The following is a 24,668-nucleotide window of genomic DNA, read 5'->3' as shown; positions in this document are numbered from 1 at the left end:
GCGTCACAGTAAAAACCGCCTGTCATGACTTAACGCCCTTTGGGATCGAGTTCGACGGGTGCTGTGGTCGGGAGCTGGACTGTCTCTTGCAACCGCCACTCATGGTCGAAGGCATCGACCCGTACATGCCACTTGCCACTCAAGGGTTGGTCTAGCAGCAGGCGATAAACGCCGCTGGCGTCAGCAGTCACCATGTGTTCGCTGTCCATGCCGGCCAGGGTCGGGTGAAACAGGGAGAGGTAGAGGGCCTGACGGGGTGGGATTTCTCCCGAGAGGGGCTTGAGAGTCAGCTCGTTGCCGTTCACTTCCAGCGCAATCCGGATATTGAGCGCTTCGGATCGATCGAACTTGCTCAAGTCCTGATTAATCTCTTTGCCTTGTTTATAATAGTCTTCGGCGACCAGATTGACGCCATCCTTGCTGGCGATGATTGCCGTGCTGATGCCGGCGATCACGGCGGCGGCCGGGAGGGCGATGATAAACCAGGGCCAAAATTGGCGATACCAGGGTTGGGACATAGTGCTACTACCGTGAAACCTGTGATTAACGAAATAGAGGGGATTTAGCCAACACAAGATAACAAAAAGCCTCGAAGAGTCGAGGCTTTTTGCTGAGTAATCACGTGCTTATCACATGTTACTGCTGATTTTACTTGTCGGTGTGGGACAAGCTGTAAACGTAGGAGGCAAGCAGGTGCACCTTGTCTTCACCCAGAATATCCTGCCAGGCTGGCATGACACCGTGACGACCGTGAGTGATGGTCTGCTCGACCACCTGACGGGAACCGCCGTACAGCCAGATGTTGTTGGTCAAGTCCGGGGCTCCGAAGGCGATCCCTCCTTTGGCATCCGGACCGTGACAAGCGGCGCAGACGGCAAAGCGTGCTTCCCCTTTCTTGGCTTCCACCAGGTCAACCTTGCGACCGGACAGACCCAGCACATAGGAGGCCACTTCCTTGACGCCATCCTTGCCCAGGATCTCGCCCCAGGCAGCCATCACACCCTGACGACCACCCATGATGGTGGTCTTGATCTGGGCAGGCTCTCCGCCCCATTGCCATTCGCTGTCAGTCAGGTTCGGGAAACCGCGACCGCCGCGGGCATCGGAGCCGTGGCACTGGGAACAGTTCTGCAGAAACAGGCGCTGTCCGACTTTCAGTGCTTCCGGATCCTTGGCGATCTCGGTGATATCTTTGTAAGTCTTGCCGTCTGTCTGGTAGGTCAGCTCGCGGAACTTGGCGCCGTAGATCTCGTCAGCCTTGAGCAGCTCACGGTCATACTCCACCGCACGTCCTTCAGCCTTGGCAGAGGCTGCCGCCGCCTTGGACTCCGCCAGGGAGCGAACATCCTGATTGGAGCTCTGCCAGCCCAGCAGACCCTTCCAGTTGCCCAGGCCCGGGAAGGCCAGCAGGTAGACCAGGCCGGTGACGATGAAGAAGATGAACATATAGGTCCACCACTTCGGCAGCGGATTGTTGATCTCTTCGATGCCGTCGAAGGCGTGTCCCATGGACTTGCCTTCCTCTACACCCATCTTGTCCCGCAGGCACCACACCAGCAGCAAGAAGCAGCCGAGAATGGTTCCCAGACTTATGACGGTCACAAAAATGCTAAACAAAGTGCTCATTATTGTTTCGCTCCTGCGTTCTTGTTATCAGCACCGGGTTGCTCGTCATCGGCAAAAACCAGGTTGGCTGCCTCGTCGAAAGAGGCCTTGCGGCGTTTGCTGTATGCCCAGACGATGATGCCGATCATGATGGCCATCAACAGCAGGGTATAAAGGCCGCGAAATGTGCCGTAATCCATATCCTGACTCCTTATTTCAGGGCATGACCCAGTGATTGCAGATAGGCTACCAGCGCATCGAGCTCTGTCTTGCCCTTGACGGCGTCGCCTGCACCTTGCACGTCGGCCTCTGTGTAGGGCACGCCAAAGTGATCACGGAACAGGGCCAGCTTTTTGCCAGTCAGTTCACCTGTCATCACAGTGGTATCGAGCCAGGGGTAGCCAGGCATATTGGACTCAGGCACCACATCGCGCGGGTTGATGAGGTGAGCACGGTGCCAGTCGTCAGAGTAACGACCACCCACACGGGCTAGGTCCGGACCCGTACGCTTGGAGCCCCACAGGAAGGGGTGCTCCCACACACTTTCACCCGCGACCGAGTAGTGACCGTAACGCTCGGTTTCGGCCCGGAACGGACGGATCATCTGGCTGTGGCAGTTGGTACAGCCTTCGCGAATGAAGATGTCGCGTCCTTCCATCTGCAGGGCGGTATAGGGCTTGAGGCCCTCCACCGGCTCAGTGGTCTGCTTTTGGAAGAACAGCGGGGTGATTTCAACCAGCCCCCCCAGGCTGATGGCAAAGATGATGCCGACCACCAGCATGGGTACGCTTTTTTCAAAGATCTCGTGACGGTTATTGTTGCTCATGCTTTGACCTCTTCAATCATGCGGGCGTGGCGACAGGTTCCAGGGAACCCTTGGGCGCAGAGATGGTGCGATAGGCGTTGTAGGCCATCAGCAACATACCGGTGACAAAGAAGCAGCCACCCAGGAAGCGCACGAAGTAGAAGGGATAAGAGGCCTGCAACGCTTCTACGAAGCTGTAGGTCAGGGTGCCGTCATCGTTGACTGCACGCCACATCAGACCCTGCATCACACCGGAAATCCACATGGCAACGATGTAGAGTACTGTCCCCACGGTCGCCAGCCAGAAGTGCACGTTGATAAGGCGAATGCTGTACATGCGGCCCTGATCGAACAGGTTCGGGATCAGGTGATATATGGCACCGATGGATACCATGGCAACCCAGCCCAGGGCACCAGAGTGAACGTGGCCCACTGTCCAGTCGGTGTAGTGGGAGAGGGCATTGACTGTCTTGATCGCCATCATGGGGCCTTCGAATGTGGACATGCCGTAGAACGACAGGGACACGATCAGGAAGCGCAGAATGGGGTCATAACGCAGTTTGTGCCAGGCACCGGACAGGGTCATGATGCCGTTGATCATGCCACCCCAGGAGGGAACGAACAGGATCAGGGACATCACCATGCCCAGAGACTGAGCCCAGTCAGGCAGGGCGGTATAGTGCAGATGGTGAGGACCGGCCCAGATATAGAGGGAGATCAGCGCCCAGAAGTGCACTATGGAGAGGCGGTAGGAGTAAACCGGACGACCGGCCTGCTTGGGCACGAAGTAGTACATCATCCCAAGGAAACCGGCTGTCAGCAGGAAGCCTACCGCGTTGTGGCCATACCACCACTGCACCATGGCGTCCATGGCACCGGAATACATGGAGTAGGACTTCATGCCGGAAAGCGGCACTTCCATGTTATTGACGATGTGCAGCACGGCAACCGTAATGATGAAGGCGCCGAAGAACCAGTTCGCCACATAGATATGGGAGGTGGTGCGCTTGACCAGGGTGCCGAAGAAGACCACGGCATAGGCAACCCAGACCACTGTGATGGCGATGTCGATAGGCCATTCCAGCTCTGCGTACTCCTTGGCGGAGGTGAATCCCATCGGCAGCGAAATGGCGGCAGAGAGGATAATCGCCTGCCAACCCCAGAACACGAAGGAGGCAAGCTTGCCTCCAAACAGTCTGACCTGACAGGTGCGTTGCACCACATAGAAGGAGGTCGCCATCAGTGCGCTACAGCCAAATGCGAAGATAACCGCATTGGTGTGCAGAGGGCGCAGGCGGCTGTAAGTCAGCCAGGGAGTGTCGAAGTTGAGGGCAGGCCAGATCAGCTGGGCTGCTATCAGTACGCCAACCGACATGCCGACAATTCCCCAGACAATTGTCATGACGGTGAACTGGCGAACAACGGTGTAGTTGTACTCAGGATGGTTAGTTATATGGCTCATCGTTGTATTCCGCTTCCGATGCTGCTGTTGTTTGATTTTGTGTCCAGTGACATGGACCGACATCATTGGCTACTGCCCTGCCTCTTGTTAACAACTGTTAATGAAAGGAAAAGCAAAAAGTAGCTAAATGAAAATTCAATGGGAATGATACTGAACCGACAGGTAAAATAACAGTATAAACAGTGATATATTTGGCTCCGTCGGGTCCCGCCTGCTTAATAAATTACCTTGCGCGAGATCACGAAAATGTCATTTTTCAGGCATCTTAAAAGGTTGTTTTTTCATGAAAGAGAGACTCACTTCACGCAAAATTGTGCACTTGGCGATCGTCCTGGCTATTTTGCTCGGATTGGTTGCCTATCGAACCTGGTTTGGCGGGGGGCAGGCCCAGGTGGCGGGATCAGAAAAAGATCAAATCTGCGATCTGTCTCACACCTCATGCAGCATGGTTCTGGGTGACAAACCCTTGACCGTCAGTATCGCGTCGTTGCCGGTACAGGCCGAACATGACTTCATGATACTGCTTCAGGGCGGGGATCCGGGGATCAAACCGGTAAAAGCCTGGCTGGAGGGGCGGGACATGTTCATGGGGACTATACCGCTCAGTTTCGAGTCCACAGGCACTGGCTGGCAGGGGACGACCATGGTGGGATCCTGTACCTCGGCGATGATGATCTGGCAGCTCAATATCGAGTGGAGCAATGGCCAGCGCCAGCAGCTGGCGCTCTCGGTTGCCCGCTAAATCCTCTTCTTTAATAAAGAAGAGGATGGGGTTGAAGTGAAAATTGATTTGAAATTTTCAGGCAGGGCGTTACCTTGCACAGATTATCAAGGAGTGAAGTTCATTTAATCATGATTGAAAAACAAGCATTTTATAGCGGGCTCAACCAGCAAGCGCAGGCGCTGCTGGAAGGGGAGCCGGACCTCATTGCCAATCTGGCCAATCTCTCCGCCTTGCTGGCACTGGAGCTGACCGACATCAACTGGGTGGGTTTCTACCTGTTGCAGGGGGATACTCTGGTGCTCGGGCCCTTCCAGGGCAAACCGGCCTGCGTGCGTATTCCGGTCGGGCGTGGGGTATGCGGCACTGCGGTTGCTGAGGGTAAAACACAGCTCATTGACGATGTGCATCAATTTGAAGGGCATATCGCTTGCGATGGTGCCAGCAATGCCGAAATCGTGATCCCGGTGCGCCGTGGTGGCGAGATCATCGGCGTGCTCGATATCGATAGTCCAATTTTTAACCGTTTTGATGAGAAAGACCGGATTGGACTCGAAGAAACGGTGCAAATATTGGAAAGCATGCTCTAAGTCATTGCTAGATGGTTCGCAAAAGGCCCCAAGCTCTCTATAATGGGGCCTTTGTTGTGTTGTGCTCGGGCGTACCCGCGCGTTTATATGAAAGCCAAGGTTATACATGGAAAACACTGAAAAGCTGAAGAACAGTAAAGAGATCGTTGCCTACCTGGTCGAGAAGTTCCCGGCCTGCTTCATCGCTGAAGGAGAGGCCAAGCCGCTCAAGATTGGCATCTTCCAGGATTTGGCCGAGCGTCTCGCTGACGATGCCAGAGTCTCCAAGACCATGCTGCGCTCTGCACTGCGTCAATACACCTCCAGCTGGCGTTACCTGCATGGCCTCAAAGCCGGCCAGGCCCGTGTCGATCTGGACGGCAACCCGGGCGAGCTGCTCACCGAAGAGCACATCGAGCACGCCAAGCAAGCGCTGAAAGAGAGCAAAGAGCGTGTCTTTGCCAGCCGTCGCACCAACAATAAAGAAGAGAAGGCCAAGCAGCCCCGTCGTCCTGCCCCGCGCAAGGCCGATGCTGCCGCCAAATCTGACAAGCCCAAGGCCGCACCCAAGGCAGTCGTTGCCGATGCGCCTCTGGTGAAGGTCGATGCCGCCAATCTGAAAGTGGATCAGGGTGTCAGGGTCGTGCTGGGCAAGTCTCCGGTGCCGGCGACCATCAAGGAAGTGACCAAGGATGACGTTCAGGTCCAACTGCAGACCGGCATGATGCTGCGGGTCAAATTTGAGCATCTGGTTCTCTAAGGAGACAAATGTTGAAGCATGGCGTAATTCGTTTTTCCCTCGTTGCCTGTAGCCTGGCGCTTGCCGGGCTTGCACAGGCCATCGAGCCGGTGCTCAAGGAAAGTGATTTGCCTGTGTTGGCTCAAGAGAGCCAACATGCTACGGCTAGCAAGCGAATTGCCAATCTGTTTACCCGCTCGCATTACAAGCAGTTCAAGCTGGACGATGCCTTTTCCTCCGTGATTTACGACAAGTATCTGGAGAATCTGGACTACAGCCGAAACCTGTTTTTGGCCTCTGATATCAGCCGCTTTGAAAAGTACCGTAACGGCTTTGACACCGATCTCGAAAGAGGACGGCTGGCGCCTGCTTACGAGATGTTCAATCTGAGCCAGCAGCGGCGCTATGAGCGGTTCGAATACGCCCTCAAACTGCTCGATACCCCTTTCGATTTTACCCAGCCCGACAATTACCTCTTTGATCGGGAAGGGGCGGCTTGGCCCAAAGATGAAGGCGAACTCAACGAGTTGTGGCGCCAGCGGGTCAAGTTCGATGCCCTGAGCCTCAAGCTCAGCGGCAAGGAGTGGCCCGAGATCAAGGAACTGCTTGGCAAGCGTTACAACAACGCCATCAAGCGAATGTCCCAGACCGAGAGCGAGGATGTGTTCCAGCTCTTCATGAACTCCTTCGCCCGTGCCATCGAACCGCACACCAGTTATCTCTCCCCGCGCAGCGCCGATCGCTTCAACACCGAGATGAACCTCTCGCTGGAAGGCATCGGGGCCGTGTTGCAGGCAGAGGATGACTTTACCGTCATTCGCTCCCTGGTGCCCGGTGGCCCGGCTGCCAAGTCCAACCACCTCAAACCCGATGACAAGATCACCGGGGTAGGGCAGGACGACGGCAAGATTGTCGATGTGATTGGCTGGCGTCTTGATGACGTGGTCGAGCTCATCAAGGGACCCAAAGGCAGCAAGGTCAAGCTGGAGATCCAGCGCGGCAAGGGCGCCGGCGTCAAGACCGAGCAGATTGAGCTGACCCGCGACAAGGTGCGCCTGGAAGACAGGGCCGCCAAGTCCAAAGTGATCACAGCGGAAGGCAAGAAAATTGGGGTGCTCGAAATCCCGAGTTTCTACGTCAACCTGCACGATGATGTGATCAAAGAGATCTCCAGCCTCAACAAGCAGAAGATCGAAGGCCTGATCGTCGATCTGCGCGGCAACGGCGGCGGTGCGTTGACCGAAGCCTCTGCCCTGAGCGGTCTCTTCTTTGCTGGCGGGCCAGTGGTGCAAATTCGTGATCACATGGGCCGTATCACGGTCAATGGCGATGACGATGGCAACATCTATTACGGTGGCCCCATGTCGGTGATGATCGACAGGTATAGCGCGTCTGCATCCGAGATCTTTGCCGCCGCCATGCAGGATTATGGTCGCGCCCTGATCCTCGGCGAAAACTCGTTCGGCAAAGGCACAGTGCAGCAGCATCGCAGCCTCGCCAAGGTCTATGACTTCTACGAGCAGCCGCTGGGTCACGTGCAATACACCATTGCCAAGTTCTACCGGATCAATGGTGGCAGCACCCAGAACAAGGGCGTCGCTCCCGACATCGGTTTCCCCACTGCGGTAGCACCGGATGAGACGGGTGAAAGTCGCGAGTTCAACGCCTTGCCCTGGGACAAGATTGCCTCGGCCAGTTACGAAAAACTCGGTAACTTCGCCAGCCTCTTGCCCAAGCTGAAAACGGCCCACGAGGCACGGATCGCCAAGGATCCCGAGTTTGCCTATGTGATGCAGGACATCGCCGACTACAAGGTGGAGCAGGACAAGAAGTCTGTCTCCCTCAATGAGGCGGAACGTCTGGCAGAGCAGGCCAAGCAGGACGAGAAGGCGCTGCTGCGCACCAACGAACGTCTGGCACGCCTTGGCAAACCTGCGGTGAAGAGTCTCGACGAATTGCCGGCGGATTTTGAAGCCCCCGACGAGTATCTGATCGAAGCGGCCAATATCACGGCGGATCTGGCCAAACTCAGCAAACAAGGCTGACGTTGGCTTGGCAATAACAGGTACACAAGGGCGACTCAGGTCGTCCTTTCTTTTGCCTGAATGCAAACTATTTGACCCTGCCAACCGGTTGTGACAGCCTCTGACACGTCAATTACAAGCGTGGAAGCAAACAATAATGACCGATCACTCCCAGGCCATGACGGCCAAATATCGCCAAGATTATCAGGCTCCGCTCTACTGGATCGACAGCATCGATCTGGATTTTCAACTGCAGGAGCCGCTGACCCAGGTCACCGCCATCTCCCGTCTGCGCCGTAACGGTGAACATAATGAGCCGCTGGTACTGGATGGTGAGGGGCTCTCCCTGCACAGTGTCAGCGTGGATGGCGTGCCTTATCAAGAGTACGAACAGGGTGAGAATACCCTGACCCTGTTCAACCTGCCGGCCGAATGTGTGCTGACCATAGTTACCCTGCTGGATCCTGCCGCCAACACGGCGCTGGAAGGACTCTACAGGTCAGGTGATGCCTACTGCACCCAGTGTGAGGCTGAAGGTTTTCGCCGCATCACCTATTATCTGGACCGCCCCGACATACTGGCCCGTTACAGCACCCGGATCACCGCCGACAAGGCCAAGTATCCCTTCCTGCTTTCCAACGGCAACAAGGTCGACAGCGGTGAGCTGGATGGCGGTCGCCACTTCGTGCAGTGGCAGGATCCCTTCCCAAAACCGAGCTACCTGTTTGCTCTGGTGGCCGGTGACTTTGATGTAGAGCGCAGCCACTACACCACCAAGAGCGGCCGCAAGGTGGCCCTCGAGATCTTCGTTGACAAGGGCAACCTGGACAGAGCCGGTTTCGCCATGGAGAGCTTGATTAACTCCATGCGCTGGGACGAGCAGCGCTTTGGCCTCGAGTACGACCTCGACATCTATATGATCGTCGCGGTGGACTTCTTCAACATGGGCGCCATGGAGAACAAGGGGCTGAACGTTTTCAACTCCAAGTTCGTGCTGGCCAACCCGGCCACCGCCACCGACAGCGATTACCATGGTATCGAGCGGGTCATAGGTCACGAATACTTCCATAACTGGACCGGCAACCGGGTCACTTGTCGCGACTGGTTCCAGCTCAGCCTCAAAGAGGGGCTGACGGTGTTCCGGGATCAGGAGTTCTCTTCTGATCTGGGATCCCGTGGTGTCAACCGCATCAACAATGTGCGTACCGTGCGCGGTCCGCAGTTTGCCGAAGATGCCGGCCCCATGGCCCACCCCATCCGCCCGGATGTGGTGATCGAGATGAACAACTTCTACACCCTGACCGTCTACGAGAAAGGGTCGGAAGTGATCCGCATGCTGCATACCCTGCTGGGAGAAGACAATTTCCAGGCGGGTATGCGCCTCTATTTCGAGCGCTTTGACGGTCAGGCAGTGACCTGTGATGATTTCGTGCAGGCGATGGAAGATGCCTCCGGTGTGGATCTCGGTCGGTTCCGCCGCTGGTATAGCCAGTCCGGTACCCCTGAGCTGACAGTGACGGATGAGTACGATGCTGCCAGCGGCGTTTATCGCCTGCATGTGAGCCAGCACACGCCGCCGACTCAGGATCAGCCGCAGAAACTGCCGCTGCACATCCCCCTAGACATCGAGCTGTATGACCAAAATGGCGCCGTCATCCCGCTGCAATATCAGGGCAAGGAAATAGGCCAGGTGCTTGACGTGCTCGAAGCAGAGCAGACCTTTCTCTTCGATAAGGTGACGGTCAAGCCGGTTCCCTCTTTGCTGCGGGACTTCAGCGCGCCGGTCAAGCTGCATTATGACTACAGCGACGAGGCACTGGCCTTCCTGATGCGCCACGCCCGCAACGAATTTGCCCGTTGGGATGCGGCCCAGATGTTGATCAACAAGGCGGTGATGGCAGGGGTTGTGCAGGTGCAGCACGGACAGGGAGTCGACGTCTCCGAGACCCTGCTGGCAGCCTTTGTCGCCATCCTGGATGACGCCTCGCTGGATCCGGCACTCAAGGCCGAGATCCTTGCCCTGCCGGGGGAAGCTACCCTGGCCGAGCTGTTCGAGGTGGCCGATATCGATGCCATCCATCAGGTGCGTGATGCTATTCATGCTAGTCTTGCCGCCGCGTTAGGTGCTCGATTGGCAACCACCTATGCGAGCCTGCAACTGCAAGGCTATCAGGTGGTGCATGCCGATATGGCCAAGCGTGCGCTCAAAGGTGTTGTGCTCGGTTATCTGGCGGCACTTGATGCCGAGCATGCCGATGCGCTGGTGCGCCAGCAATACGCCAATGCCGACAACATGACCGATACCCTGGCGGCGCTGCAGGTGGCCAATGGCTATCTGCTGCCGTGCCGTTCCGAACTGCTGGCCGATTTTGAAGGCAAATGGGCCAGGGATGGGCTGGTACTGGACAACTGGCTGCGACTGGTGGGCAGCAAACCGGCGACCGATGTCCTCAGTGAGGTTCGTCAGGCGATGGCCCATCCCACCTTCAGCATTCGCAACCCGAACCGGCTGCGAGCACTGATCGGCAGTTTTGCCATGAGCAACCAGGTGCAGTTCCATGCCATCGATGGCAGTGGTTACCGTTTCCTGACCGATATCCTCATCGAGCTCAACGAGGTCAATCCCCAGGTGGCTTCTCGCCTCATCACACCGCTCATTCAGTTCAAGCGACTGGATGAAGGGCGCAAGGCCCTGATCCGCGCAGAGCTGCTCCGGCTGTTCAACCTGGACGGACTGGCACGGGATCTGTTCGAGAAGGTGAGCAAGGCGCTACAGCAGTAAGTGTTGACGGGGCAGGGGAGCCTGGCTCTCCTGCCCTTTTTGTTGAAAACACCATCGAGCAAGGCGCCGCAGTGACCGCATCATGGTGGGGCGCTATCGAGAAGGAGGCAGTGTTGAAGCAGTTTACCTTTCGGCTGTCACTCAGTAGCGATGACATACTGTTGATGTATCAGGGGCACGCCAGACGGCTGGTGGTACGTACCGAACAGGGGCTCACCATAGAGCTGGCCTTGGAAAAAATCCGGCCATTTGTCACTATCAGTGGGGTATACGGCTATTTTCGGCTGAAAACACAGGATGATTATCGCTTTATCAGCCTGGAACGCATAAGTTAACAAAATTCGAACAGGATCCCGAGTAATTATCTGCTTTCAGTCACTATCTATCCGGTAAATCCGTAATCACCCAGTGGGATTTTCTGTTTTTTGCCGAATTGGCAAAATATTTCACAGCTCAAGCCGTGATCTGCCCCTTGTTTTTAACAAGTCGTTATCACCTTTGCTCGCCTTCCTTGATCCAAGACATTACACTTCGCAGCAACTCTGTACCGGTGGGCATCCAGGGTGGATGTCTTTCCGTCGGTGGTTCATGTCGTCCGATAAGGAATATAGCAATGGCATTGAAAGACGCCCCTACCTCAGTTCTGCTCGAAAACGTTCTCAGCCTGATCCATCAGAAGTTGCCCAAGAAGAGTGCCTCCCTGGTCGAATGCTTCGTTGCCAAGTTCTACGGCAACATGGCCAGCACAGATCTGCACGATCGCAATGACAGCGATCTCTACGGCGCCGCGCTCAGCCTGTGGAATGCGCTCAACCAGCGTACCAGCACACAACCCTACATCCGGGTCTACAACCCCGAGCTGACCCGCCACGGTTGGCAATCTCCCCACACCATAGTCGAGATCATACTGCAGGATTCTCCCTTCCTGGTGGACTCCATCCGGATGGCGCTCAAGCGTTTGAACATCACGGCGCACATGATGCTGCACCAGCCGCTGCACCTTATTCGTGGCAACGAAGGCAAGATCAGCGCCATTCTGGATCTCGACAATACGGCCGGACAAACTTCGGTCGAAACCGCCTTCCTCATCGAGATCGATCACCTGACCGGTGATGAGCAGATGGATGCGCTGGCTGCCGAGCTCAACTCGGTTGCCGGGGAAGTGGCACTGGCGGTGGGGGACTGGCAACCCATGCTGGGTCGCCTGAACGAGATCATCGACGAGCTGCCCAAGCGCAAGAACCCGGTCAGCAAGGAGGAGGTCAACTCCTGTGTGGCTTTTCTCAAGTGGGTCGCTGCCCACAACTTCACCCTGATGGGATATCGCCGCTATGACGTCAAGGCGGTGGAGGGCGATCACGAGATACTGCCGCTGCCGGAATCCAGCCTGGGCCTGATGAAGAACTCTATCAAGGATGAGGGGCAGCGCCTTGGCAATATGCCGGCCAGTGCCCGCCATGCAGCGTTGAGCTCCGACCTGCTTATCCTCACCAAGTCAAACAGCAAGTCCCGTGTCCACCGCCCTGCCTATGTGGATTACATCGGCATCAAGCGCTTTGACGAGCACGGCAAGGTGGTAGGGGAAGATCGTTTCATCGGTCTCTACGCCTCTTCCATCTACAACACCAGTGCTACCCAGATCCCGCTCATCAGCCACCGGCTGGAACGCATCATGGCCTCTTCCGGTCATGAGAAGGGTTCACACGCCTACAAGGCGCTGCTCAACGTGCTGGAAACCTACCCCCGCGACGAGTTGATCCAGGCTCGTGAAGAGGAGCTGCTGGCCACCGGTCTCGGTGTGCTGGAGATGCAGGAGCGGGACATGTTGCGCTTGTTCGTGCGCCGCGATGTCTACGGTCGTTTCTTCTCCTGCATGGTCTATGTCACCAAGGAGCGCTACAACACGGCGCTGCGAGTCAAGACCCAGCAGATTTTGCAGAAATATTTCGGCAGCAGCGAAGAGGTGGAGTTCAACGTCTACTTCTCCGAAGGCGTGCTGGCGCGGACCCAATACATAGTGCGGGTCAACAATAACAACGTGGATGTGGACGTGAACGAAGTACAGAACAACCTGATTGAAGCGGCCCGCAGCTGGGACGACCGACTCGACTCCGTGCTGCTCTCCCATTATGGCGAGGCCCGCGGCAATGCCTTGCGTGGCCGTTTCAGCAGCGCCTTCCCCCGTGCCTACAAGGAAGATGTGCTGCCGGGATCTGCCGTGGCCGACATCATGGCGCTGGACAATCTGAGCGAAGCCGAACCGCTGGGCATGCTGTTTTACCGCGCTCAGGAAGAAGAGAACGATCGCCGGGTTCGCCTCAAGCTGTTCCATCGCACCGAGCCCATTCACCTCTCCGATGTGCTGCCCATGTTGGAAAACATGGGGCTGCGGGTGATCGGTGAGACCCCGTATCAGGTGCGTACCCCTTCAGGGGATATATTCTGGATCCTCGACTTCTCCATGCTGCTGCGCGGTGAACAGCCCTTTGATCTGGAGCAGAGCCAGCAGCGCTTCCAGGAAGCCTTCGCCGCCGTCTGGAACAAGGGGCTGGAAGATGACGGCTTCAACCGTCTGGTACTGGGGGCCGGCCTCACGGGTCGTCAGGTTTCTGTGCTGCGTGCCTATGCAAAATACATGCGCCAGACCGGTGTCTCCTTCAGCCAGTCCTATATCGAAGAGACGCTTACCCGTTATCCTGACATCGCCCAACTGCTGTTTACCCTGTTCGAGAACCGCCTCGATCCTGCTGGCAAGCAAGATGCCAAGGTACAGGCCAAGCTCCATGATCAGCTGGCGGCCAAACTGGATCAGGTCGCAAATCTGGACGACGATCGCATCATCCGCCGCTTTGTGGAGATGATCGACGCCACCCTGCGTACCAACTACTACCAGCTGGACAAGGCTGGGCAGATCAAGCCCTACATCTCCTTCAAGCTGGCACCGGCCAGTATTACCGACATGCCGTTGCCGCTGCCCAAATTCGAGATCTTCGTCTACTCGCCACGGGTGGAAGGGGTGCATCTGCGCTGGGGCAAGGTGGCCCGTGGTGGCCTGCGCTGGTCCGATCGCAAGGAAGATTTCCGCACCGAAGTGCTGGGTCTGGTCAAGGCGCAGCAGGTGAAGAACACCGTCATAGTGCCGGTGGGCGCCAAGGGCGGCTTCTACTGCAAGCAGATGCCGGTGGGGGCGGCCCGCGCGGTCATCCAGGAGGAGGGCAAGGCCTGCTATCGCCTCTTCATCCGCGGTCTGCTCGATGTGACCGACAACATCATCCAGGGAGAGGTGATCCCGCCCAAATCCGTGGTGCGTCACGACGAGGATGACTACTACCTGGTGGTGGCGGCCGACAAGGGCACGGCGACCTTCTCCGACATCGCCAACGAGATAAGCCAGGAATATGGCCATTGGCTGGGCGATGCCTTCGCCTCCGGCGGCTCGGTCGGTTATGACCACAAGAAGATGGGCATTACGGCACGCGGCGCCTGGGAGTCGGTCAAGCGGCATTTTCGCGAGATCGGCATCAACTGCCAGACCACCGACTTCACCTGTGTGGGCATAGGTGACATGGCCGGCGACGTGTTCGGCAACGGCATGCTGCTCTCCGAGCACACCCAGCTGGTGGGTGCGTTCAACCACATGCACATCTTCATCGACCCGACCCCCGACGCAGCCAAGAGCTTCGTCGAACGCAAGCGCCTGTTCGAACTGCCTGGCTCCAGCTGGGATGATTACAACCGTGACCTCATCTCGGCAGGGGGCGGCATCTTCCTGCGCTCGGCCAAGTCCATCAAGCTGAGCCCGCAGATCCAGACACTGCTTGGTACTGACAAGGCCAGCATGGCCCCGAACGAGCTGATCAAGGCGTTGCTCTGCCTGAATGTGGACCTGCTCTGGAACGGCGGTATCGGCACCTATGTGAAGAGCGCCCGCGAGAGCGACGCCGAAGTGGGGGATCGCAGCAATGATGTGCTGCGGGTCAATGGTCGCGACCTGCGTGCTCGCATCGTCGGTGAGGGTGGCAACCTGGGCTTTACCCAGCTCGGTCGGGTGGAATACGCCAGCCAGGGTGGGCGCATCAACACCGACTTCACCGACAACGTGGGCGGGGTGGATTGCTCCGACAACGAGGTCAACATCAAGATCCTGCTCAACCAGCTGGTGGCTGCCGGTGATATGACCCTCAAGCAGCGCAACCAGATGCTGTATGAGATGACCGACGATGTGGCGCAAATTGTCATTACCAACGCCTACCGCCAGTCCCAGTCCATCTCGGTCACCAGTTTCCGTGGCACCGAGCAACTGAAAGAGCAGCAACGTTTCATCCAGGGGCTGGAGCGCGAAGGCAAGCTGGATAGGGGGCTGGAGTTCCTGCCCTCCGATGAGGAGCTGTCCGAGCGGATGGCGGCAGGGCAGGGCTTGACCCGTCCCGAGCTGGCGGTGCTGGTGGCTTATGGCAAGATGGTGCTCAAGGAGCAGCTCAACTGCCCTGAGATCACCGAGGAGCCTTTCCTGGCCAACATGTTGGTCACCAGCTTCCCGGCCAAGTTGCAGCAGCAGTTTGGTGCAGCGCTTGCCCAGCACCCGCTACGTGGCGAAATCATTGCGACCCGGGTGGCCAACATGCTGGTCAACGACATGGGGCTCAACTTCGCCAGCCGGATGAAGGACGAGACCGGTGCCTCTGTGGCGGAAGTGGCTTGCTGCTTCGCCATGGCCCGTGAGGTGTTTGGCCTAGGGGCCCTGTGGCGTGACATCGAAGCGTGTGACAACCTGGTGGATGCCCAGACCCAGCTCGAGCTGATGTTCTACAGCCGCCGCATTGTGCGTCGTGCTACTCGCTGGTTCCTGCGTGCCCGCAATCGCAGCTGGAGCATCGCTGAGAACATCGCCTTCTTCCGTCCGGCGTTCGAGACATTGGGCTCGCACCTCTACGAGGTGATGGACGAGAGTGAAGTGGTAGAGCACAGCCAGGCCGTGGCAGCCCTGGTGGCCAGACAAGTGCCCGAGTCCATCGCCCGTCAGGTGGCCCATATGAGCAGTCTCTTCTCCAGCCTGGATCTGGCGCAGATTGCCGCTGAGCACAAGACCGACATACTGCGTGCCGCCAATGTCTACTATCGTCTCGGTGCCAAGCTCGATCTGCACTGGTTCCTTGAGCAGATCAACCATCAGCCGGTAGGCAACCACTGGCAGGCAATGGCACGGGCATCGTTCCGTGAAGATCTGGACTGGCAGCAACGCAGTCTCACATCTGTGGTACTGGAAGGGTGCAAAGAGCAGGGAGAATGCGCTACCATACTGGCCGACTGGATTTCGGAGCATGAGCAACTCTTGTCCCGTTGGACCCATATGTTGGCCGACTTCAAGACCACAAGTACCCACGAGTTCGCCAAGTTCTCGGTGGCCTTGCGAGAGTTGAACCTGCTCCAGTTGAATTGCCGAACCTCGGCATAACCCCGAAAGCCCCGGCCAGTTGCCGGGGCTTTTTTAAGGAGCAAAAATGTTGTACCCCCTCGCCAGGCATTTCTTGTTCAAGTTCAATCCTGAACAGGCACACGATCTCTCCATCAAATATTTGCCCCGCCTTCTCGGTACGCCACTTGATTGTTTCTTCCGCCATGCATTGCCCAAACGCCCCGTCACTGTCATGGGGCTTTATTTTGCCAATCCGGTCGGATTGGCAGCCGGGCTGGATAAAGACGGGGAGTGCATCGATGCATTTGGGGCCATGGGGTTTGGCTTTATAGAAGTCGGTACCGTCACCCCCAAACCCCAGAGTGGCAATGACAAGCCCCGTCTGTTCCGGGTTATTCCGGCAGAGGGGATCATCAACCGCATGGGATTCAACAACAAGGGTGTCGATCATCTGGTGGCGCAGGTCAAGAAAGCCAAATACCAGGGTGTCATCGGCATCAATATCGGGAAGAACAAGGACACTCCCATAGAGCAGGGCAAGGACGATTATCTGATCTGCATGGACAAGGTCTATGATCATGCTGGCTATATTGCCGTCAATATCTCTTCCCCCAACACTCCGGGCCTGCGTTCGCTCCAATACGGTGATGCCCTCGATGAGTTGCTCGCAGCCCTCAAAGTGCGTCAGCAAGAGCTGGCCGCCCAATATAAAAAGTACGTGCCGCTCGCCGTTAAAATTGCACCGGACTTGAGTCTGGATGAAATTAATCAGGTCGCAGCATCTTTGATCAAAAACGGGATCGATGGCGTTATTGCCACCAATACCACCCTGGATCGGGAGATGATTTATGACATGCCCCATGCCGGTGAAGCCGGTGGCCTCAGTGGGCGTCCGTTGCAGCACAAGAGCACAGAGGTTATTCGTCAGCTGGCCAAGGCACTGGACGGTGCTCTGCCCATCATAGGGGTCGGGGGTATCGACAGCGCCATGGCTGCGCGGGAGAAGCTCGCTGCGGGTGCCAGTCTGGTCCAGATTTATAGCGGCTTTATTTATAAGGGCCCAAGTCTGGTCAAAGAAATTGTGACTCATATTTAAGAAATAAACGGGTGCCCTTTATTTAAAGTTGCTGAAATTTTCGACATGGAATAAAGTCGAGTAACGACTTTCAGTAAGGGCACCCCCATGTGTATCCAACCCAATGACAATTGGCAGTGGCATTATGATGCTCATGATGATCGTCTGATGCTGGACTTATCCGATCGCATGATATTCGCTACTGAATATAAAGGGCGACAATTGGTGCCCAGCTCCTTCACCACCCAGCCTTTTTGCGTGGACGATGCCGCCCTCTATTATCAATTGATGGACAAAGCTGTCGAACTCGACTGGAGTACGCCACATCAGGTCCAGCTGGTACTCAATGCCATCGCTGTCAGTCGCTTTTATAAACCGCTGATGCCACAAAGCTGGTTCTTTGGTGAGGTCCACCCCTTTATTATTCCTGAAACCGGATCCTTGGTGTGCATGAATACACCTCATGGCAAGGGGGAGTTCATGGTGATCGAAGCTGGTGAACAGGCCAGCGTGTGCCTCAATCTGACCGAGGATCTGATACTGACTACCAGCAAGATCCTACCGCGCTTTGGTGTGATCAAGGTGATGAACAACCGCATGACCGCCAGAGTTGCAACCCAGACACAATACCGTCAGGTGAGCTGATACCCATCCAAGTAAACGTGCTTAATATTTAGTCTGATTTTGCTCGTCCGATATTTTTTTTGCCCCCTTTGTTGTTGCTCCTCAATGCCCCTCCTATTTGGTGAATAGCCCTTTTCTGTCGCGCCATAGTACTTTTTGCCTCTCATGTTATGCCCACAAAAAAGCCCTCCTACCAAACAGGATAAGAGGGCGTAAAACACACACGACAGAAGGAATGGATGGTTTGTTTCAACAGCCGGGTCATGTTAGAGGGAATTGTTTCTTCTGAAACCTGATAGATATGACAGTCCGGTATAAATAGGCTATCGCCAGGCTGCACCCAAAAAAATTGCCCTCCCGGTTTACGGACGATAACGGGAGGGCAAAACACGGGGTTACAGAAAGGACTTGCTCTGTCGGAAAGATAATAACGCAATGAGCCTTGTTTGACGCCTGTCAGATATGGCAATTAGTGTGAAGAACGGTGGGCCATTCATACCTGGATATAGATACCATTACCTAGCGTCTTGCTCTGACGAGGCAATGAATATCCGGGATCATCTGATGACCGCTCGTCTATAGCTGACCCACAAGCTGACCCACAAGCTGACCCACATGAGCATCACATCTCCATCAGGTTCCTATATGTCAATTGGCCAAGCCTTCTTGCGTATGTCAGATAAATGGGGGGTGGTGAGCAAGCTGGCCTGTACCTGTCTGTCGCGCCAGCGCGAAGCTTTTGCTGCTCCGGATCGGCTCTTAAGGTATAATGCGGCACTATTTTTATGGCATCCCCGTGAGCGTGATGAAAGAATTTTTTGCAACCTGCCCCAAGGGGCTGGAAAACCTGTTGGCCGACGAGCTGACTACACTGGGCGCAGAGCAGGTCCGTGAGACTGTTGCTGGCGTTCACTTCAAAGGCGAACTGGCCATTGGTTACAAGGCCTGTCTGTGGAGCCGTTTTGCTTCCCGCATCGTGTTGGTGCTGTCCGAATTCCAGATGAACGACGATCTGGATCTCTATCTGGGCGCCCACACTATCCCTTGGGAAGAGCACTTCTCCGGCACCTCCACCATAGCGGTGGACTTTACCGGTACCAACCCCGCCATTCGCAATACCCAGTACGGTGCGCTGAAGATCAAGGATGCCATCGTTGATCGCTTCACCAAACGCGGTCATGTGCGCCCGGATGTGGACAAAAAGGCGCCGGATATTCGCATCATGGCGCATCTGGGCAAAGGCAAGGCCAATATCACGCTGGACTTGTCAGGCCCGGCGCTGCACCAACGTTTCTATCGTCAGGGCACAGGCGAAGCACCGCTCAAAGAGAACCTGGCCTGTGCCATGATTGCCCGTAGCGGCTGGGCCGGTGAGCCCATGATGGACCCCATGTGTGGTTCCGGTACCTTGCTGATCGAAGCGGCCTTCATCGCCGCCGACATGGCGCCGGCGCTGCGCCGCGAGCGCTTCGGTTTCGATCGCTGGCTGCAACACGACAGCGAACTCTGGCAGAGTCTGATGATGGAAGCCCAGGTGCGCGCCAAGCGTGGCATGCAGCGTTGTGAAGTGAAGCTGTTTGGCTGCGATGCCGACCCCCGTGTGCTCATGAAAGCCCGCGACAACGCCAAGGCGGCCGGTGTGGCCCACCTCATCACCTTCAAGCAAGCCGATGTGACCCAGCTTGAAAATCCGCTGCCGATGCCAGCCGTTGTTGAAGGGGAAGCGAGTCAGGAGGAAGCCCGTCAAGTCGGCATGCTTATCTCCAACCCGCCCTATGGCGAGCGTCTCGGCGAGTTTCCGGCCCTGCTCGAAGTGCATCAGGCACTCGGCGATGCCTTGCGTCGTGGCTTCCAGGGCTGGCGCGTCTCTATTCTCTCTGCCTCGCCCGAGCTGCTGAGCTGTCTGCGTCTGCGTGCCGACAAGCAATATCGTCTGTTCAACGGGGCGCTCGAGTGTCAGTTGCGCAACTACCAGATTGCGCTGGACTCCGTGGCCTCCCAGAAAGAGGTGGCGCAGGACTTTGCCAACCGTCTGCGCAAGAATCTTAAAACCCTCGAGAAATGGGCGAGCAAAGAGGGCATCGACTGCTACCGCCTCTACGATGCGGACTTGCCGGAATACAATGCCGCCATCGACCGCTATCAGGATTACCTGGTGGTGCAGGAGTACGCCGCGCCCAAAGACATCCCCGCCCAGAAAACTCGCCAGCGTCTGCTCGACATGGTGCAGGCCGCCATCAAGGTGACCGGCATGGACGGCGAGAAGGTGATCCTGAAGGTGCGCGAGCGTCAGGAGGGCAAACAGCAGTATCAGAAGCTCGCCGCAGAGCAGCACCGGATGGAAGTGCAGGAGTACGGTGCCCGTCTTTGGGTCAACCTCTACGACTATCTGGATACCGGCCTGTTCCTTGACCACCGTCAGACTCGCCGCATGCTGGGCCAGATGGCCAAGGGCAAGCGCTTCCTGAACCTGTTTGCCTATACCGGCAGTGCCACAGTGCATGCGGGTCTGGGCGGTGCCAGCGAGACCACCACGGTCGACATGTCCCACACCTATCTGAACTGGGCGCAGGACAACATGCGTCTCAACTCGCTGGTGGGCCGTCAGCACAAGTTTGTGCAGGCTGACTGCCTGAAGTGGTTGTCTGAAGCGGACGATCAGTACGACCTCATCTTCATCGATCCGCCCACCTTCTCCAACTCCAAGCGGATGGATGAGAGCTTCGACGTGCAGCGCGATCACCTGCTGCTGATGCAGCACTTGAAGCGCCTGCTGGCGGCCGATGGCACCCTGGTGTTCTCCAACAACAAGCGTCACTTCAAGATGGACCTGGCCGGGCTCGAGGCTGCGGGTCTCAAGGCTCGAAATATCACCCAGCAGACCCGACCGAAGGACTTCGAGCGTAACCAGCATATCCACAACTGCTGGATCATCACCCACGCCGAGGCGCCAGCGGAGGCTTGATGCTGACCCTGTTTCACACTGACGGCTGCCACCTGTGCGAACAGGCATGGCAGCTGGTGGAGGAGGCCGGATTGGCCAGCCAGACCCGCCAGTGCGACATCATCAATGATGCCGAATGGCTCGCCGCTTATCGGGTACGCATTCCGGTGCTGCGCGATGAGGCCGGTCGCGAACTGGGCTGGCCCTTTACGTTGGCAGAGCTCGGTGTCTGGGTAACTGCGCAGGCCAGTCACGGCTGAGCACGAATAGAGAAAAAGGGGGGGCAGAGAGTATCTGGCCCCGCTTTTTTCATCAGGTAATAAGGAAGAAACATGGCTTTATTAACATTGCACGGCGCTTGTCTGTCGTTCAGTGATTTCCCGCTGCTCGACAATGCCGAGCTCAGCATTGAGCGCGGTGAGCGTCTCTGTCTGGTCGGGCGCAACGGGGCGGGCAAGTCCACCCTGATGAAGATCATTGCCGGCGAACTGCCGCTCGATGACGGGCGCATGGTACAGCAGCAGGATCTGAAAGTGACTCGCCTCGAGCAGGATCCGCCTGCATCGAGTGACCTCACTGTGTTTGACTACACGGCCGAAGGGCTGGCCGGCGTCGGCGAGCTGCTCAAGCAGTATCACCATATCTCCATGGAGCTGGCCCACGATCCGAGCGATGCCAACATACGCATCATGAGCGATCTGCAAGAACAGCTCGACTATCAGAATGGCTGGCAGTTCGAGACCCGCATCAGCCAGGTGTTGACCCTGCTGAACCTCGATCCCGACGCAACCCTGGACAGCCTGTCCGGTGGCTGGTTGCGTAAAGTGGCCCTGGCCCGTGCGCTGGCCTGCGATCCGGATCTGCTGCTGCTCGATGAACCGACCAACCACCTGGATATCGAAGCCATCAACTGGCTGGAAGATTTCCTCAAGGATTTTCGCGGCGCCATCGTCTTCATCTCCCACGATCGGGAGTTCATCCACAAGCTGGCGACCAGGATCATCGATCTAGACCGCGGCGTGATCACCTCCTGGCCTGGCAACTACGACGAATATCTGCAGGGCAAGGAAGAGGCACTGCGGGTTGAAGAGCTGCAACATGCCGAGTTCGATCGCAAGCTGGCCCAGGAAGAGGTGTGGGTACGTCAGGGCATCAAGGCGCGCCGTACCCGTAACGAAGGCCGGGTACGTGCCCTCGAGGCGATGCGGATGGAGCGTTCCCAGCGTCGCGAGCTGCAGGGCAAGGCCAAGCTGCAAATGGACGATGTGAATCGTTCTGGCAAGCTGGTGTTCGAAACCGAAGGGCTGGGGCTGGACTTTGGCGATCGTACTCTGTTCCAGGGGCTGGATCTGCAGGTGCTGCGTGGCGACAAGATCGCCCTGGTGGGTCCCAACGGTTGCGGCAAATCAACCCTCATCAAGCTGTTGCTGGGCCAACTCGAGCCCAGCCGTGGTTTGGTCAAGGGGGGCACCAAGCTGGAAGTTGCATATTTTGACCAGTATCGCGATCAGCTCGATCCCGAGCAGACGGTGATGGACAACGTGGGGGAGGGCAAGCAGGAAGTGATGGTGCGCGGCCGCTCCCGTCACATTCTGGGTTACCTGCAGGACTTCCTGTTTGAACCCAAGCGGGCACGTACCCCTGTGAAAGCCTTGTCAGGGGGCGAAAAAAACCGTTTACTGTTGGCCAAATTGTTCTTGAAGCCCAGTAATTTACTGATCCTCGATGAACCAACCAACGACTTGGATGTCGAAACGCTGGAATTGCTGGAAGAGCTGCTGGCGGACTATCCTGGCACCCTGTTGCTGGTCAGCCACGATCGTCGCTTTATCGACAATACAGTGACAGGTTGCTGGTTGTTTGAAGGGGATGGACGTATCAGCGATTACGTGGGCGGTTATGCCGACATGATGGCGACGCGGGCCCAGCAGAGCACTCAGCTGGCGGCAAAAGCGGCTCAGGTCAAAACGCCAGAGCCTGTCGCTGTGGCAAGCCCTACTGCCTCTAAAGTCAAAAAACTCTCTTACAAGTTGCAGCTGGAGCTGGATAATCTACCAGCCCGACTGGAACAGCTGGAGACTGAGCTGAATGCCCTGCAGGCAGAGGTAAACCATCCCGGTTTCTTCGCGTTGCCGAGCGATCAAACCCAGCTCAAACTGGATGCCCTGAATGCAGCAGAGGCTGCATTGGAACAAGCCTTCTCCCGTTGGGAGGAGTTGGAAGCGTTGAAACATCAGGACTAAGGAAGTAGATGAAAAAGCAATTATCCATGCTGGCCATTCTGGTCAGCGCCAGCCTGCACGCCCAGGCGGCACAAAGCCCCTTTTTCACCATTGTCGACGGGTCTGACAAGGGATTCGCCAGCGCGATCAGTGCCGATGGCAACGGGCTCGTCGGGATCAACACCAAAAACGACATGGCCGAGCACTTCTCGACTGTGCGGTTTACTGACTTCCTGGTCGATCGTTTCCGTTTTGAGCAGGGCTGCATGCTCTCCAACTCGGTTTGCAACGCCTTCTGGAACGACAAGAGCAACTTTGCGTATCAGTGGCGTGTCGACTTTCTGGCCAAAACCGATCAGCGCAGCAACGTGGGTGACCTAGTCAGCAACGAAACTGATGGCTTGGTTACCGCTTTGGGTGACGTAGCGGGCACTCGCGTGGGCTACAAGATGGATGGCAAGCTGCGCACCGCATTTGCCATCGTCGAGGAAGGCAACGCCGTCAACCTCAAGGATGGCGCCAGCACCCACAGCCTGAGCGTACCGACCAGCATCAAGAAGCTGGACAACGGCCAGTACCTAGTGACCGGCACCGCTGCCACCGGCAAGACCATTGCCGTCAATTCCGAGACCTACAACTGGTGCTTCTCCGGTAACGACGGCCAGTATGGCGACTACCGCTACTGCCCGGGCCTCAACACCCAGGCCAGCTTCTGGTTGCTCAACAGCACAGGCACCTTCAACAAGCTGATCCAGGCCAACGAGTATTCCCGTGGCCGTAACGAAGTGATCCAGACGGCGTCTGCCCTCGGGGTCGCCAACGTCAATGGCAGTTTGTTCGGTGTGGGTTACTCCTCCACCGGTGAAATTGGCAGCAACTACCTGGATGGCCGCAACCTGGCGGCATACTGGACGCTAGATCTGGCCGGTGGCAAGGTCGGTACCACCCAGACCATACCGCTGGCCGAAGGCGAGCCGGGCAAGGATGACGCCAAGCTGCAACACAGCTGGGCTGTGGGGGTCAATGACAACGGTTATGTGATTGGCAACCAGCGCTATCGCATCAACAAGGGTCAAAACCGCCCGGTCGAGATGTTTGTGTTCAACTTGAACACCAAACAGACGGCGAGTGTACCGTTGCAAGACAGCCCAATCAGCGGTGCAGGCTCGGAAGCTGCCGCCATCAACAACCACAACATGGTCGTGGGCTGGCGTGATTCTCGTCACCAGACCCAACCTGTGGTCAATGGCACCAACCGCATGCAGGAAGGTTTCCTGCTCAATGCTGCAACCAGCAAAAATTGGTATCTGAACGACCTCATCTGCGGGCTGGATGATGCGGGTGCCAAGCAGTGTGCCCAGAACGGCTACTACTACCACATCGCGTATGCCAGCGGCATCAGCACGGATGGTACTGTCGCTGCGACGGCTTTTCGCTATAACAGCGAGAGCGATCTCAACAATCGTACCAATTCCACCATCGTTAGCGTGAAGCTGACGCCAGCCGTTGCCGATTACAAGAACAACGAGCCTGCAAGCTATGTGGTCGCGAATGCGCCGGTCAATAACCAGACTGGTCAGGATGGTGGCAGTGGTGGTGGCAGCCTGTTCTGGCTGACGCTGCTGGCCCTGCCGTTTACCTGGCTGCGCCGTTACCAACGATAAAATGGGATGTCACTAA

18 protein-coding genes are annotated in these 24,668 nt (G+C 56.9%); 13 read left to right on the top strand and 5 right to left on the bottom strand.

All coding sequences use genetic code 11. The annotated features are described in order from the left end of the window. Nucleotides 1-29 precede the first annotated feature (29 nt). The 5 genes from AC1P02_RS16445 to ccoN all read right to left on the bottom strand — a co-directional run bounded on the left by AC1P02_RS16445 (nt 30) and on the right by ccoN (nt 3,872). Nucleotides 30-518, bottom strand: a complete 489-nt coding sequence (locus tag AC1P02_RS16445) for a FixH family protein (protein WP_113720291.1) — start codon at nt 516-518, stop codon at nt 30-32. Between the two features lie 130 nt (nt 519-648). Next, nucleotides 649-1,626, bottom strand: coding sequence for a cytochrome-c oxidase, cbb3-type subunit III (gene ccoP, locus AC1P02_RS16440; RefSeq protein WP_005315607.1), 978 nt, complete (start codon nt 1,624-1,626; stop codon nt 649-651). Then, nucleotides 1,626-1,805 (bottom strand): CcoQ/FixQ family Cbb3-type cytochrome c oxidase assembly chaperone, encoded by a 180-nt coding sequence (locus AC1P02_RS16435; RefSeq protein WP_005315611.1) that lies wholly within the window; start codon nt 1,803-1,805, stop codon nt 1,626-1,628. The genes ccoP and AC1P02_RS16435 overlap by 1 nt, the downstream gene beginning before the upstream one ends. Before the next feature lie 11 nt (nt 1,806-1,816). Then, a complete protein-coding gene (gene ccoO / locus AC1P02_RS16430; protein WP_005315614.1) occupies nt 1,817-2,431 on the bottom strand; it encodes a cytochrome-c oxidase, cbb3-type subunit II in 615 nt (204 codons plus the stop codon). A 16-nt stretch (nt 2,432-2,447) separates the two neighbouring features. Next, entirely contained in the window at nt 2,448-3,872 is a 1,425-nt protein-coding gene (ccoN, locus tag AC1P02_RS16425) for a cytochrome-c oxidase, cbb3-type subunit I (protein ID WP_034523587.1), read from the bottom strand. A gap of 283 nt (nt 3,873-4,155) precedes the next feature. Here ccoN and AC1P02_RS16420 point away from each other — a divergent pair, with 283 nt between their 5' ends. The 13 genes from AC1P02_RS16420 (at nt 4,156) to AC1P02_RS16360 (ending at nt 24,652) form a co-directional block, all read left to right on the top strand. Continuing rightward, a complete protein-coding gene (locus tag AC1P02_RS16420) occupies nt 4,156-4,614 on the top strand; it encodes a hypothetical protein (RefSeq protein ID WP_485182678.1) in 459 nt (152 codons plus the stop codon). Nucleotides 4,615-4,724: 110 nt separating this feature from the next. Continuing rightward, complete coding sequence (locus AC1P02_RS16415) at nt 4,725-5,183, top strand: GAF domain-containing protein (protein WP_282790323.1); 459 nt, start codon at nt 4,725-4,727, stop codon at nt 5,181-5,183. 106 nt (nt 5,184-5,289) lie between these two features. Continuing rightward, nucleotides 5,290-5,922, top strand: a complete 633-nt coding sequence (gene proQ, locus AC1P02_RS16410; RefSeq protein ID WP_017412180.1) for an RNA chaperone ProQ — start codon at nt 5,290-5,292, stop codon at nt 5,920-5,922. 8 nt (nt 5,923-5,930) lie between these two features. Further along, on the top strand, nt 5,931-7,946 hold the full coding sequence (gene prc, locus AC1P02_RS16405; RefSeq protein ID WP_021138725.1) for a carboxy terminal-processing peptidase: 2,016 nt from the start codon (nt 5,931-5,933) through the stop codon (nt 7,944-7,946). A gap of 136 nt (nt 7,947-8,082) precedes the next feature. Continuing rightward, a complete protein-coding gene (gene pepN / locus AC1P02_RS16400; protein ID WP_485182677.1) occupies nt 8,083-10,707 on the top strand; it encodes an aminopeptidase N in 2,625 nt (874 codons plus the stop codon). A gap of 113 nt (nt 10,708-10,820) precedes the next feature. Continuing rightward, entirely contained in the window at nt 10,821-11,042 is a 222-nt protein-coding gene (locus AC1P02_RS16395) for a DUF2835 domain-containing protein (RefSeq protein WP_005315647.1), read from the top strand. Between the two features lie 278 nt (nt 11,043-11,320). Further along, nucleotides 11,321-16,162 (top strand): NAD-glutamate dehydrogenase, encoded by a 4,842-nt coding sequence (locus AC1P02_RS16390; protein WP_485182676.1) that lies wholly within the window; start codon nt 11,321-11,323, stop codon nt 16,160-16,162. Between the two features lie 46 nt (nt 16,163-16,208). After that, nucleotides 16,209-17,219, top strand: a complete 1,011-nt coding sequence (pyrD, locus tag AC1P02_RS16385) for a quinone-dependent dihydroorotate dehydrogenase (RefSeq protein ID WP_485182675.1) — start codon at nt 16,209-16,211, stop codon at nt 17,217-17,219. 87 nt (nt 17,220-17,306) lie between these two features. Next, the gene (locus AC1P02_RS16380; RefSeq protein ID WP_021138728.1) at nt 17,307-17,843 is read left to right on the top strand and encodes a cell division protein ZapC; all 537 of its coding nucleotides are present in this window, start codon (nt 17,307-17,309) and stop codon (nt 17,841-17,843) included. Nucleotides 17,844-18,591: 748 nt separating this feature from the next. Further along, on the top strand, nt 18,592-20,787 hold the full coding sequence (gene rlmKL / locus AC1P02_RS16375; RefSeq protein WP_198315500.1) for a bifunctional 23S rRNA (guanine(2069)-N(7))-methyltransferase RlmK/23S rRNA (guanine(2445)-N(2))-methyltransferase RlmL: 2,196 nt from the start codon (nt 18,592-18,594) through the stop codon (nt 20,785-20,787). Further along, nucleotides 20,787-21,026 (top strand): glutaredoxin family protein, encoded by a 240-nt coding sequence (locus AC1P02_RS16370; protein WP_099993245.1) that lies wholly within the window; start codon nt 20,787-20,789, stop codon nt 21,024-21,026. Before rlmKL ends, AC1P02_RS16370 begins: the two co-directional genes overlap by 1 nt. Nucleotides 21,027-21,098: 72 nt before the next feature. Beyond that, nucleotides 21,099-23,009, top strand: a complete 1,911-nt coding sequence (gene uup / locus AC1P02_RS16365) for an ATP-binding cassette ATPase Uup (RefSeq protein WP_234576623.1) — start codon at nt 21,099-21,101, stop codon at nt 23,007-23,009. Between the two features lie 8 nt (nt 23,010-23,017). Further along, nucleotides 23,018-24,652 (top strand): DUF3466 family protein, encoded by a 1,635-nt coding sequence (locus AC1P02_RS16360; protein WP_485182674.1) that lies wholly within the window; start codon nt 23,018-23,020, stop codon nt 24,650-24,652. The last annotated feature ends 16 nt before the right edge of the window (nt 24,653-24,668 follow it).

This window comes from Aeromonas sp. TS_SC_11, from assembly GCF_057318915.1.
This window is presented reverse-complemented; position numbering and strand designations above follow the sequence as displayed.